Source organism: Oryzobacter faecalis (assembly GCF_046764005.1).
In the GTDB taxonomy this organism is placed as follows: domain Bacteria; phylum Actinomycetota; class Actinomycetes; order Actinomycetales; family Dermatophilaceae; genus Oryzobacter; species Oryzobacter faecalis.
On the sequence record NZ_JBKOFW010000012.1, the window covers coordinates 1 to 13,033 of the forward strand.

Here is a 13,033-nt window from a genome sequence, read left to right on the forward strand (position 1 = left end):
TGGCGGTCCGGTCCTCGCTGACGGTCGGAGTCGTCTCGGCCGTCGCGGCAGCGGTCGAGATCGCACCGGCGGTCGAGGGCTCAGCGGGGGTCGCGGGCTCGGCGTCGACCGCGGGAGCCCGGTGGGTGATGGGGTCAGGCACGGGAGCGGTTGCAGGGACGGTGAGGGTGATGACGGTGGTGACCGTCGCCGACTGCATGACGAGGTCGATGAGGGCTTGGGCGCGGGCGCGGTCGATCCGGTCGTGCACCTTGTCGGTGACGAGCTGGTGGGCGCGGGTGTCGATCGCGGCCCACGCCTTCGCGGCGTCCTCGGAGGGGAACGACCCTTCCCACTGGTCCACGCCGGGCTCGCCGACGCGGCGGCGTAGCCCGCACTCCTGCCGGGCCCGGGCCGCTCGCTGGCGGAGCAGGTCGGGGCTGACCCTCGCGAGCAGCCGCCGCGTCCGGCGCCGCAGCTGGGTGCCGGTCTCGGACGCGAGGTGCTGACCGAGGGTGGCGATGACGGTCTCGGCGACCGGCGCCGGTGCCTCCTCCAGCTCGTGGGCGACGACCCCGGCGCGGTACCGGTCCAGGTCGCCGGTGCGCATCGCCGCGTGGAGCCCGCCCAGGCCGGTGCAGGCGGTGGTGCCGGGGTTGCCGTCGGCGGCCCACCGGAGCGCGTCGCGGACCCGGTCGCTGGCGTGGTTCGCGGTGACCTCCAGGGCCCCGGACACGACCGCGGCCGCGTCCAGGGCGACGTGACCGGGTGCCTTGTGGGTCTCGGCGTCGGTGCCGTCCTCGAGCGTGACCGGTTCGATCGCGGCCAGGGCGACGATCGCCTCGTCCTGCACCGCCGACACCGCGTTGACGACCTGCTGGCAGGAGCGGATCACCTCGGCCCACGCCTGGCGGGAACCCGAGGTCGGTGACGGCGCGGGGAGCGCAGCGAGCAGGGTCTGCGTGTCGTGCAGGAGGGTGAGCAGCTCGTTCGGATGCCCGGTGCGGCTGCTGGTCGCTGGTGTGGTGCTGCTCATGCTGTCCCCCTCCCCTGTACCTGCGAGCCTACCCGCCGACGACCGTTAGCACAAGTGTTCGATAGCCTCGAATGTGGATGACCCACAGCGGAATTCGCGCGGCGACCTGACGTCGGTGCGCGCCCTCCGCACCGCCCTGCGCCGGGCGAACGTGGGTGAGAATCGTCGGCCCAGCGACGATCTTCACCCACGTTCGCGGGGGGCGGGGAGGGGGGCGACGCGTCCAGGCCGTCTGTGGAGCAGGCCCGGCGCGAGGCGAGGTGGGCGGGTGCGCCCAGCGGGTGATGAGTGGACAGCGGAACCAAGCCGAGCGGGACTCCGCCCAGGCGCCTGTGAAGGCCGAGCGGAAGGCGAGGTGGGCGGTGCGCCCAACGGGTGGTGAGCCGGCAACGGAACCAAGCCGAGCGGGACGCCGCCCAGGCGCCTGTGAACGAGGCCGAGCGGAAGGCGAGGTGGGCGGTGCGCCCAGCGGGTGGTGAGCGGGCAAGGGGAGGACGCCCAGCGGGTGGTGAGCGGGCAAAGGGGAGGACGCCGAGCGTGACGGCGCCCAGGCGCCTGTGAAAGAGGCCGAGCGGAAGGCGAGAGGGACGGTGCGCCCAACGGGTGGTGAGCGGCAACCGAACGACGTCGAGCGGGATGCCCTCCGGGCGCCTGTGAAGGAGGCCGAGCGGCAGGCGAGGAGGGACGCGAGCGGCGACCCGCGTCATCATGACGGCCGGACGGCGGGAACCGCGTGACTCGGGGGGACCCGGGCGACCCGGCGGGAGCCGCGTGACTCGGCGGGAGCCGCGCGACTCGGCGGGACCCGGCGACTCGGCGGGAGCCGCGCGACCCGGCGCGTCCAGCGGCGCCGATGACCCGAGACACCGACGCACCGGAGCCGCCACTCGTCATCGGGTGCGGCGCCAGACCGACTCCTCGGTGCTCGGTCCCGGCTCCCACGGTGCGATCCACGGGCCGGTGCCCTCGCTCGGGTCGAGGACGCCCTCCTCGAGCCAGGTGAGGTCGCCCCCCAGCACGTCGGCGGCCAGACGGCGGTCGACGTCGTCGGAGTTGGTCCACAGCGAATCGAAGAGCACCTCGACCCGAAGCCGGGCCTGCGCACAGAACGCGTCAGCGAGCCGCTGCGCGGAGCGTCCCTGCTCGGGCGAGTCCTCCCGCAGCATCTGGGCCCGGACGCAGACGGCCGTCATCGCGAACAGCTCGGCGCCGATGTCGACGACGCGGCCGAGGAAGCGCTGGTGGTGCTCCATCGCGGCCTGCCAGCGCGACATCCCGTAGAACGTCTGGCGCGCGAGCCGGCGCGAGGACCGCTCGACATAGCGCAGGTGGCGGGCCAGGGGGCCGAACTCGGAGAACGCGGTCGGCACGGCGCCCGGTCCGGCGACGAGCTGCGGCAGCCACTTCGCGTAGAACCCGGACGCAGCGGCGGCAGCCCGGGCCTTGGCGGCGAGGTCGGCGTCGGCAGAGGCGAGCTCGCCCGCGGCCTCGAGGTGCTCGTCGACGGCCTCGCGCGCGATGAGGAGGTGCATGATCTCGCTCGAGCCCTCGAAGATCCGGTTGATCCGCAGGTCGCGGAGCACCTGCTCCGCGGGGACCGCCCGTTCGCCCCGCGCCCGCAGCGACGCCGCGGTCTCGTACCCGCGCCCCCCGCGGATCTGGACCAGCTCGTCGGCCACCCGGCACGCCATCTCGCTCGCCCACAGCTTCGCGAGCGCCGCCTCGATGCGGATGTCGGTCTCGCCGGCGTCGGCGAGGGCGCAGGACAGCTCGACGACCGACTCGAGGGCGAACGCGGTCGCGGCGACGAAGGCGATCTTGCCGCCGACCGCCTCGTGCCTCCCGACCGGCCGGCCCCACTGGACCCGTTCCGCCGACCACTCGCGCGAGATCTTCAGCGACCACTTCGCCGCCGCCGCGCACATCGCCGGGATGGACAGCCGCCCGGCGTTGAGGGTGGTCAGCGCGATCTTCAGGCCCTCGCCCTCGCGCCCGAGGCGGTTCTCGGCCGGCACCCGGACCCGGTGCAGGCGGGTCAGCCCGTTCTCGATGCCCCGGAGGCCCATGAACGCGTTCCGGCGCTCGACCGTGATCCCCTCGGCGTCGCCCTCGACGACGAAAGCCGTGATGCCGCCGCGTCCTCCGTCGTGCGCGGGGACCCGCGCCATGACGACGAGGAGCTCGGCGACGACCCCGTTCGTCGTCCACAGCTTGACGCCGTCGAGGAGGTAGGCGGACCCGCCGTCGACGGGTGTGGCGGTGCTCGCCATCCGCGCCGGGTCGGAGCCGACGTCGGGCTCGGTGAGGAGGAAGGCCGAGATGGCTCCGGCCGCGCACCGCGGGAGGAAGCGCTGCTTCTGGTCGTCGGTGCCGACGAGCTTGACCGGCTCGGGCACACCGATCGACTGGTGGGCGGACAGCAGCGCCCCGAGCGCGGGGTGCACCGAGCCGATGAGCATGAGGGCCCGCGCGTAGGCGACGGTCGACAGCCCCAGCCCGCCGTAGGCCACGGGGATCTTCATCCCGAACGCCCCGATGTCGGCGAGGGCCTTGATGGTGGCGTCGGGGACGAGCGCGTCGCGTTCGATCTCCTCGCCGTCCAGGCCCTCGCACACCGCGCGCAGCCGCGCGAGGAACTCGGTCGTCCGGGCCTCGTCGTCGGGGTCGGGCCGGGGGTGGGGGTGGACCAGGTCCAGGTCGAACCTCCCGAGGTAGAGCTCCTTCGCGAAGCTCGGCTTGCTCCAGCCGGACTCACGGGCCGCCTCGGCGACCTCGCGCGCCTCCTTCTCGCTAGGCCCTCGCCGGCCCGGGGTCGCGCCGGCGGCGCCGGACGTCTGCGTGCTCGAGCTCATGGTCGTGCTCCTCACCTCGCCGGACCCCCATCGTGCCCCGCGGTCGTAGGGTGTCGCCATGGCAACCGAGGAGGAGTTCCGCGCCGCGGCCGAGGACGTCAAGGGCCTCGCGAGCGACCCGGGCAACGACACCAAGCTCAGGCTCTACGCGCTGTACAAGCAGGCGACCGACGGCGACGTCGACGGCAAGCGCCCCGGCTTCACGAACCTCGTCGGGCGCGCGAAGTACGACGCGTGGGCCGAGGTGCGGGGGATGAGCGCCGACGACGCCCGCGAGGCGTACGTCTCACTCGTCCGCGGGCTCGGCGCCTGACCCGAGGTCGGCGCCTGACCCGAGGTCGGTGACGAGGTTGACCCACGTCTGGGTCGGCTCCATCCCGACCTTGAGGTAGAGGTCGAGGGCGCCGGTGCGCGAGTCGGTCGAGAGCTCGCTGCGCGTCGCCCCCCGCTCGCGGGCGCGCCGGAACGCGTCGGCCAGGAGCGCCTGCGCGAGGCCGCGGCCACGGTGTTCCCGGGCGACCGCCAGCTGCGAGACGTAGCCCGTCCCCTGGCTGTCGAGGATCGTGAAGCAGGTCGCGACGACGACCCCCTCCCGCTCGACGACGCGCAGCTGCCACGGCTGGGCGCCGGGACGGGCGACGGTCGTCGCGGACCAGTCGTCGTAGCTCTCCCGGCCCCGCCCCTCCCACTCGCCGAAGGCGTCCTGGACGACCTCGTGCGCGGCGTGCCGACGGGCCTCGTCCTCGATGGTCGCGAAGGCGTACCCCTCCGGCAGGTCGCGCTCGGGCACCGACCTCCCCTCGGGCAGGACGAGGACCCACGCGGTGTGCCCGACCCGGTGGCCGAGCCCCGCGAGGTACCGGTGCGGCGACGACCCCTCCGGAACGTGCTGGCCCAGCGTGGGCGACCCGAGCTGCCGCGCCCGCTGCTCGCTCCACGCGACGAGGTGGGCCCCGATGCCGCGCCCGCGCGCCTGGGGGTGCACGGCGGCGTCGCGGTGTCGTCCGGCCCGGGAGACCTCCGCGGACGCGACGACCACACCGTGCTCGTCGAGGACGACCAGCGTGTCGTCGGCGAGGTTCATGCTCGGTCGGGCCCAGTCGCCGGCGATGTCCTCCGGCTCGATGGCGAGGACGCCCGCGTCGAGCACCTCGGCGTCGGCGTGGACGCGGAAGACGGCGTCGAGGTCGGTGGGCACCGCGGGGCGCGCCGTGTGTCCGGCGGGCAGCGGGGGGAGCGGGGTGGGAGCGCTCGACGGGCTGGTCACGGGGTCAGCCTGCCCGCTCACGGGGCCGACACGCACGCTCTTTCGGTGCCGGCGGTCCGGAGGCACCGTGGCCTGCGGGCCTCGTCCGCGACAGAATCGCCCCATGAGGCTCCACGAGATCCCCCGGTACGAGCTGACCTTCGGACCGAGCCCGGTGCACCACCTCCGCCGCCTGAGCGACCACCTCGGCGGGGCCCAGGTCTGGGCCAAGCGGGAGGACGTCAGCAGCGGGCTCGCGTACGGCGGCAACAAGATCCGCAAGCTGGAGTACATCGTCCCGGACGTCCTCGCGAGCGGGGCGGACACCCTCGTGTCCATCGGGGGCTACCAGTCGAACCACACCCGCCAGGTCGCCGCCGTCGCGGCGCACCTCGGGCTGAGGTGCCGTCTCGTGCAGGAGAAGTGGGTCCCCTGGGACGACCCGGTCAACGACAAGGTGGGCAACATCCTCCTGTCGCGGATGATGGGCGCGGACCCCCGCCTCGACCCGCACGGCTTCGACATCGGCATCCGCGACTCGTGGCGCGAGGCGCTGCGCGAGGTCGAGGAGGCGGGCGGCACGCCGTACGCGATCCCGGCCGGCGCGTCCGAACATCCCCTCGGCGGAGTGGGTTTCGCGAACTGGGCCTTCGAGGTGGCCGAGCAGGAGAAGGCCCTCGGCGTCTTCTTCGACACGATCGTCGTCTGCACGGTGACCTGCTCGACCCACGCAGGGATGGTCGCGGGCTTCGCGGCGCTCGAGGACCTCACCGGGGTGCGGCGCCGCGTCATCGGCATCGACGCGAGCGCCACGCTCGACCGGACCCGCGACCAGCTCGAGCGCATCGCGCGCAACACGGCCGAGGTCATCGAGCTCGGCCGCGACCTGCGCGACGACGAGCTGACCCTGCTGCCCGACTGGGCCGGCGACCTCTACGGCATCCCCGTCGACTCGACGATGGAGGCCATCCGCCTCGGTGCCCGGCTGGAGGCGATGATCACCGACCCGGTCTACGAGGGGAAGTCGCTCGCCGGCCTCGTGGACCTCGTACGTACCGGCGACATCCCGCGCGACAGCACGGTCCTCTACGCGCACCTCGGTGGGCAGCCGGCGGTCAACGCGTACCACTCGCTGTGGTCCTCGTGACCGGCTCCGCCCGCCCGCTCGCCCTCGTCCGCCGCCCGGGGCCCCGGCTGGCGGAGGGGATCATCACGCACATCGACCGCTCGCCGGTCGACGTCGAGCTCGCCCGCCAGCAGTGGGACGGCTACGTCGCCGCGCTGCGGGACGCCGGCTGGGCCATCCACGAGGTCGAGCCCGCCGACGACTGCCCGGACGCGGTGTTCGTCGAGGACCCCGTCGTCGTCCACGGCGATCTCGCGGTCATCGCCCGCTCCGGGGCCGAGCAGCGGCGGCGCGAGGCCGCGGGGGTGGAGGCGGCCGTCCGGGAGCTCGGCCTGCGGGTCGCGCACATCCAGGCGCCGGGAACCCTCGACGGCGGCGACGTCCTCCGGGTCGGTGACACCGCGTACGTCGGGCTCGGTGGGCGGAGCAACGGGGCCGGCATCCACCAGCTCGCAACCCTGCTGCGCGAGTTCGGGATCCGTGTGCAGGCGGTCCCGGTCAGCCGGGCGCTGCACCTGAAGTCGGCGTGCACCGCCCTTCCCGACGGCACCGTCGTCGGATGGGCGCCGGTCGTCGACGACCGTGAGGCCTTCCCCGTGTACGAGGACGTCCCGGAGGAGGGCGGGGCGCACGTCGTCCTCCTCGCGGCCGACCACCTGCTCATGGCCTCGAGCGCGCCGCGCACCGCCGCCTCCTACCGCGACCGCGGGTACCGCGTCACCGAGGTCGACATCGGCGAGTTCGAGAAGATGGAGGGCTGCGTCACCTGCCTGTCGGTGCGCATCCGCCGCTAGGGTCGCGCTCGCTCGCCCGGTCTTGGGTCGTGGACGGGGTGGCCGGGGCCCGGGCCCGCGTGGCACAGTGGCACCGTGCGTCACGGACACCTCCTCCTCCTTCGCTGCCGCGGCGGGGCCTGACATCGGCCGCCCCTCGTCGCGGAGCGCTTGCTGCACGGCCGGCTCCAGCAGACGAGACGAAGGCGTAGAACCGTGATCCACCCCCAGCAGCCCTCCGGGATGCCGACTCGCAAGTACGTCCCCTTCCAGGACCAGATCGACGTCCACCTGCCCGACCGCACCTGGCCGGACCGGGTGATGACCAAGGCCCCGCGCTGGTGCGCGGTCGACCTCCGTGACGGCAACCAGGCGCTCATCGACCCGATGGACTCCGAGCGCAAGATGCGGATGTTCAAGCTCCTCGTGAAGATGGGCTACAAGGAGATCGAGGTCGGCTTCCCGAGCGCGAGCCAGACCGACTTCGACTTCTGCCGCGAGCTCATCGAGGGCGGCCACATCCCCGACGACGTGACGATCCAGGTGCTCACGCAGTGCCGCGACCACCTCATCGAGCGGACCTTCGACGCCATCCGCGGATCGAGGCAGGCCATCGTGCACTTCTACAACTCGACCTCGGTGCTCCAGCGCCGCGTCGTGTTCGGGATGAGCGAGGAGGGGATCATCGACATCGCCCTCCAGGGGGCGCGGCTGTGCCGCAAGCTCGAGGAGACCGTCCCGGACACCGACGTCTACTACGAGTACTCGCCCGAGTCGTACACGGGCACCGAGCTCGAGTTCGCGGTGCGGATCTGCAACGAGGTCATCGCGGTCATCGACCCGACGCCGGACCACAAGATGATCGTCAACCTGCCCGCGACGGTGGAGATGGCGACCCCCAACGTCTACGCCGACTCCATCGAGTGGATGGTGCGTCACCTCGACCGGCGCGAGTCCGTCGTCGTGAGCCTCCACCCGCACAACGACCGGGGCGAGGGCGTCGCGGCGGCCGAGCTCGGCTACCTCGCCGGCGCCGACCGCATCGAGGGCTGCCTGTTCGGCAACGGCGAGCGCACCGGCAACGTCTGCCTCGTCACCTTGGGGATGAACCTGTTCAGCCAGGGCATCGACCCGCAGATCGACTTCTCCGACATGGCCGAGATCCGCCGCACCGTCGAGTACTGCAACCAGCTGCCCGTCCACGAGCGGCACCCGTGGGGCGGTGACCTCGTCTACACGGCCTTCTCCGGGTCGCACCAGGACGCCATCAAGAAGGGCTTCGACGACATGGACCGGCGCTCCAAGGAGGCCGGCACGAGCATCGACGACATCGACTGGGGCGTGCCCTACCTGCCCATCGACCCACACGACATCGGCCGCTCCTACGAGGCCGTGGTCCGCGTCAACAGCCAGTCCGGCAAGGGCGGGGTGTCCTACCTGCTCAAGGCCGAGCACGGGCTCGACCTGCCCCGCCGCCTCCAAGTCGAGTTCAGCCACGTCGTCCAGCGCCGCACCGACGCCGAGGGCGGCGAGCTGTCGGCCGAGCAGATCTGGGAGATGTTCGGCGACGAGTACCTCTACGGCGAGGTCGAGGCCGAGCGGTGGGGCCGCTTCGCCCCGGTCCGCTCGACGATCATCGGCAGCGACGAGGGGCAGGACCGCATCGAGGCCGTCATCACCGACCACGGCAAGGAGGTCGAGGTCTTCGGCCAGGGCAACGGCCCGATCGCGGCCTTCATCGCCGCGCTCGAGCCGCTCGGTGTCGACGTCCGCGTCCTCGACTACCACGAGCACGCGCTGTCCGCCGGTGGCGACGCCCGCGCCGCTGCGTACGTCGAGTGCGCGGTCGGCGAGCGGGTGCTGTGGGGGGTCGGCCTCCACGAGTCGATCGTCAAGGCGTCCCTGCGCGCGATCCTCTCGGCCGTGAACCGGGCCGAACGCGACGGGGAGGTCGTGGCCTGAGCGAACGCCCGCGCGTCCTCGCCTGCGGGCTCGCGACCGTCGACGTCGCGCAGGTGGTCGAACGACTGCCCGCTCCCGACGAGAAGGTCGTGGCCCGTTCGGCGTCGGTCTCCGCGGGTGGGCCGGCCCTCAACGCGGCGGTGACCGCGGCGCTGCTCTGGGTGCCGGCCCGGCTCGTCACGGCGGTCGGCTCCTCGCCACTCGCCACCGTCGTCCGCGCCGACGTCGGGACGCACGGCGTCGAGCTCGCCGACGTGGCGGCCCGCGGTTTCGAGGTGCCGCTCTCGACCGTGCTCGTCACCGAGGGCTCGGGGGAGCGGGCCGTGGTGTCCCGCAACGCCTCCGGACCCTCGGCCGGCGTCGACGTCCCGGACGCTGCGGCGCTCCGTGCACTGCTCGAGGACGTCACCGCCGTGCTCGTCGACGGCCACCACCTCGCGGTGGCGGTCCCCCTGGCTGCGGCGGCCCGGGCGCGGGACATCCCGGTCATCCTCGACGCCGGGTCGTGGAAGCCGGGACTCGAGGCGCTGCTGGCGCACGTCGACGTCCTCGTTGCCTCGGGGGACTTCCGTTCTCCCACAGGGGACTCGCTGGAGGACCTGCTCTCCCTCGGTCCGTGGTGGGTCGCCCGCAGCGCCGGCGCCGGACCGGTCTCGTGGCGGTCGGCCGGGGGCGACGAGGGCTCCGTCGCCGTGCCGCCGGTCGAGGTCGTCGACACCCTCGGGGCGGGTGACGTCCTCCACGGTGCCCTGCTCGCCGACGTCGGCCGTCGCGGCACCGTCGACCTCGCGGCCTCGCTCGCGGGCGCGGTGGCCGTCGCCTCCCGTTCGGTCGCTGCCGCGGGCGCGCGCGGCTGGGCCCGGTCCACCCCCTGAGGAGGCGGACCGGGCCCGACCGCTGACCCCGGGCGCTCAGTGCGTCTCGTTGACCCGCTCGATGACGTCCTTGAGCGCTGGCAGCTGGGTCGAGCTGGGCGACACCGAGTTCCGCGTGGTCTCCGCCGCGAGGACGAAGGCGCCGACCGTGGTCTCGGTGCTCCCGTCGCCGTCCGCGTCGAGCGGCTCGCCCAGGCCGACGGACCCGCTGGCGACGTTGAGCCAGAGCGTCAGCAGGTGCGAGTCGAACGTGTCGCGCTTGCTGGCGTTGTGCTTGGGCCAGAGGACCTTCTCGCCGTGCGCGACCGTGGTGAGCGGGCGCTCCTCGTCGAAGACGGTGCTGAGGGTGCGGACGGTCGAGAGCAGGCACAGCTTCTCGGCCGTCGAGTGCCGCGGCACGATGCCCCGGTAGTCGGTCTGCCACCAGCCGAGGCCGCCGGCGTCGGTGCTCGTCCCGAGGACGACGACCGTGCCGGTCCGGATCGGCGAGGCGCCGCCGTCGTCGTCGGTGAAGCCGACCTCGAGGGTGCGGCTGCACGCCTCGGTGTAGGTGTGGGTCGCTGCGTCGGTGATGCTGCGCGGCTGCACCGTCGGGCTCGAGGCGGGGTCGGCCCCCGGCGGGTTGACCGGGCTCGTGTGCGACGCGGTGGCGCCGTCACCGAACGACCACGACGCGGTGAGGTCGTCACTGCCGGGGTCGGTCGAGTCGGCCTCGAACGTCGCGGGGACGCCCTCGGTGACGAAGAAGATCGTCTGGCCGCTCCAGGTGGTGGCGGTGCTCGTGTCGAGCGTCGCGGTGGGGGCGACGTTGGTCACCGTGGCGGCGCGGTCCGCGTCCTCCGAGCCCGAGTCGTCGTCGGTGACCGTGACCGTCACGGGGTAGGACCCGTCGTCGCCGTAGCTGTACGACGCGGTGAAGGTCGCGGTGACGGGGCCGGGCCCGCCCGGGGTCACGTCGACCGACTGGCTGCCGGTGACGCCCTGGGTGGTGCCCCAGTCGATCGTCACGGTGTGCGTGTCGAGCCACCCCGGGTCGCTGAAGGACCCGCTGACGGTGACCGTCCCGCCCTCCGCGATGGTCGCGACCGGGGAGAGCGAGACCGTGGGGGCCACGTTGGTCCACGTCGCGGTGAAGCCGACGGAACCGGTCTTCCCCAGCGGGTCGGTGGCCGTGATCGTCACGGGGACCGAGCCGTCGTCGCCCCGCGTGGAGGTCCAGGTCCAGGTCCCGGCTCCCTCGGTGACGGTGCCGGTGCTGGCCGTGAGGGTCACGTCGTCGCCGTCCGCGTCGCTCCACGTGCCGGTCGCGGTCACGGCGCTGCCCTCGGGGGCGGCGGCCGGCAGCGCGTCGAGCGTGACGACCGGGGCCTCGTTGGTGACGTTCGCCGCGGCGAGGAGGTCGATCCGCGGGGTGGTGACGGTCCCGCCGCCCGAGGCGTAGCTGACGTCGACGCCGGTGTCGCGCAGGTCCTGCATGAGGTCGGCGACCGAGCGGGTCGGCTCCCGCTGGCGCAGCACGGCGAGGGCACCGGTGACGTGGGGCGCCGCCATCGACGTCCCGTTCTTTGCGCCGTACGCGTCGTCCGGGACCGAGGAGTCGACGGCCGAGCCGGGGGCGAGGACGTCGAGGAGCGTGCCGCGGTTGCTGTAGCCCGCCACCGTGTCGTCGTCGTTCGTCGCGCCCACGGTGAAGGCGGTCGAGATGCAGCCCGGCCGGCCGACGGCCGCGCCGTGCGAGTCGTTGCCGGCGGAGATCACCGTCGCGACGCCCTGGGCCAGGAGGGTGTCGATCTGGGTCTTGCGCGCCTCACCGTCGCACGCGGCGGCGAACATGCCCCCGCCCAGGCTCATGTTGGCCGCGATGACGTTCCAGCCGGGGTTGGCGGTGTCGAGAGCGGCGAGGTCGTCGAGGGCGTTGATCTGGTCCGACGGGTACGACGCGACGCACGGCGCGCCGCCGGGGCAGTCGGCGGCGTCGTTGAACCGGGTGAAGACCTGCATCGCGATGATGTTCGCGCCGGGGGCCACGCCCGCGGCGGGCGCGCCGACGATGCCCGCACCGTTGCCGACGGCGATCCCGGCGACGTGGGTGCCGTGGTCGCAGATGTTGTCGGTGCCGTCGAGGCAGGCCGCGAGGCCGTCGACGTCGGCGCTGTCGTCCTCGGTGGTGCCGTCCGGGCAGAGCGACTGCTCGCCGCCGTCGGCCGGGCTGGAGGAGCAGTACTGGGCGACGACGCGCCCCCCGAGGAACGGGTGGTCGACGTCGACGCCGGTGTCGAGGACGGCCACCGTGGCGCCGGCCCCGGTGAGGCCCGCGGTGTGGACGTCATCGGCGTTGATGACGGGCAGGGTGCTGTCGAGGTTCACCGGCTCGGGGATGTCGAGCATGACGCCTCGCACGTGCGGGGCGCGGCGGAGGTCGGCGAGCGTGGACCGGGGGACCGTGGCGACGAGGACGGGGGTGCGCTTCATCGTCCTCGTCACCTTCCCCGAGCGGGCCACGTGCCGGGCGACGGCGCCGGCGCTCGCCATCCGGTCGTAGGTGACGATGACGCGCACCGTGTCGTCGGCGGCGGCGGCGGGTGCGACCGACCGCGCCGCCGGTGGAGGCGCGGCCGCGGCGCTGGTGAGCGGCAGGACCGCGCCGAGCGAGGTGGTGGCGGCCACCGCGAGGGCGGTCAGCAGGCGGGCAGGGTGGGTCGAGGTCATGTGGGGCTCCCCTCCGTGGGCGTGCGGGGCGCACGCACTCGTGCTGGGGAGGAGGTCCGCGTCCTGTCGCTGATACCTGCCGCGCCGCTACCGTCGGACCATGGCGTCGGTGGGGAGCGTGGAGGAGTACCTGGCGGGCTTCGACGGCGACGTCCGGGCCCGGCTCGACCGGATGCGCGACGTCATCCGCGCCGCCGCCCCCGACGCCGTCGAGTCGATGGCGTACGGGATGCCGGCGTACAAGCTCGACGGCAAGCCGCTCGTGTACTTCGCCGGCTACGCGAGGCACGTCGGCTTCTACGCCACTCCCAACGGCCACGAGGCGTTCGCGCAGGAGTTCTCGCGCTACGCGCAGGGCAAGGGCTCGGTGCAGTTCCCGCACACCGAACCCCTGCCGACCGACCTCGTCCGCCGTGTCGTCGAGTTCCGCAGGGCCACCATCCGCGGCTGACGGGGGACACAGGTCGCCAAGCCG

The 13,033-nt window shown here is 73.5% G+C and carries 9 protein-coding genes and 1 pseudogene; 6 read left to right on the forward strand and 4 right to left on the reverse strand.

All coding sequences use genetic code 11. The features are described from left to right. Window positions 1-1,015, reverse strand: a pseudogene (locus tag ACK8HX_RS16200) (hypothetical protein); the annotation flags it as partial. 890 nt (window positions 1,016-1,905) lie between these two features. Further along, window positions 1,906-3,867, reverse strand: coding sequence for an acyl-CoA dehydrogenase family protein (locus tag ACK8HX_RS16205; RefSeq protein WP_411941752.1), 1,962 nt, complete (start codon window positions 3,865-3,867; stop codon window positions 1,906-1,908). Between the two features lie 58 nt (window positions 3,868-3,925). Here ACK8HX_RS16205 and ACK8HX_RS16210 point away from each other — a divergent pair, with 58 nt between their 5' ends. Further along, window positions 3,926-4,180: an acyl-CoA-binding protein gene (locus ACK8HX_RS16210; RefSeq protein ID WP_411941753.1), complete on the forward strand. Its 255-nt coding sequence runs from the start codon at window positions 3,926-3,928 to the stop codon at window positions 4,178-4,180. Here ACK8HX_RS16210 and ACK8HX_RS16215 read toward each other — a convergent pair. Then, window positions 4,154-5,134 carry a GNAT family N-acetyltransferase gene (locus tag ACK8HX_RS16215; RefSeq protein WP_411941754.1) on the reverse strand — a complete coding sequence of 327 codons (981 nt, stop codon included), beginning with the start codon at window positions 5,132-5,134 and terminating at the stop codon, window positions 4,154-4,156. The two genes, ACK8HX_RS16210 and ACK8HX_RS16215, sit on opposite strands and share 27 nt — an antisense overlap. Before the next feature lie 103 nt (window positions 5,135-5,237). Between ACK8HX_RS16215 and ACK8HX_RS16220 the strand changes: the two genes are divergently transcribed. The 4 genes from ACK8HX_RS16220 to ACK8HX_RS16235 all read left to right on the forward strand — a co-directional run bounded on the left by ACK8HX_RS16220 (window position 5,238) and on the right by ACK8HX_RS16235 (window position 9,849). Beyond that, window positions 5,238-6,260 (forward strand): 1-aminocyclopropane-1-carboxylate deaminase, encoded by a 1,023-nt coding sequence (locus tag ACK8HX_RS16220; RefSeq protein WP_411941755.1) that lies wholly within the window; start codon window positions 5,238-5,240, stop codon window positions 6,258-6,260. Then, window positions 6,257-7,033 carry a dimethylargininase gene (gene ddaH, locus ACK8HX_RS16225; RefSeq protein WP_411941756.1) on the forward strand — a complete coding sequence of 259 codons (777 nt, stop codon included), beginning with the start codon at window positions 6,257-6,259 and terminating at the stop codon, window positions 7,031-7,033. The genes ACK8HX_RS16220 and ddaH overlap by 4 nt, the downstream gene beginning before the upstream one ends. A 195-nt stretch (window positions 7,034-7,228) precedes the next feature. After that, window positions 7,229-8,974: a 2-isopropylmalate synthase gene (gene leuA / locus ACK8HX_RS16230; RefSeq protein WP_411941757.1), complete on the forward strand. Its 1,746-nt coding sequence runs from the start codon at window positions 7,229-7,231 to the stop codon at window positions 8,972-8,974. Beyond that, on the forward strand, window positions 8,971-9,849 hold the full coding sequence (locus tag ACK8HX_RS16235; RefSeq protein WP_411941829.1) for a PfkB family carbohydrate kinase: 879 nt from the start codon (window positions 8,971-8,973) through the stop codon (window positions 9,847-9,849). The genes leuA and ACK8HX_RS16235 overlap by 4 nt, the downstream gene beginning before the upstream one ends. Before the next feature lie 36 nt (window positions 9,850-9,885). Here ACK8HX_RS16235 and ACK8HX_RS16240 read toward each other — a convergent pair whose 3' ends face one another. Then, window positions 9,886-12,558: a S8 family peptidase gene (locus tag ACK8HX_RS16240; protein WP_411941758.1), complete on the reverse strand. Its 2,673-nt coding sequence runs from the start codon at window positions 12,556-12,558 to the stop codon at window positions 9,886-9,888. Window positions 12,559-12,658: 100 nt separating this feature from the next. Here ACK8HX_RS16240 and ACK8HX_RS16245 point away from each other — a divergent pair, with 100 nt between their 5' ends. Beyond that, on the forward strand, window positions 12,659-13,009 hold the full coding sequence (locus tag ACK8HX_RS16245) for an iron chaperone (protein WP_411941759.1): 351 nt from the start codon (window positions 12,659-12,661) through the stop codon (window positions 13,007-13,009). Window positions 13,010-13,033 lie beyond the last annotated feature (24 nt).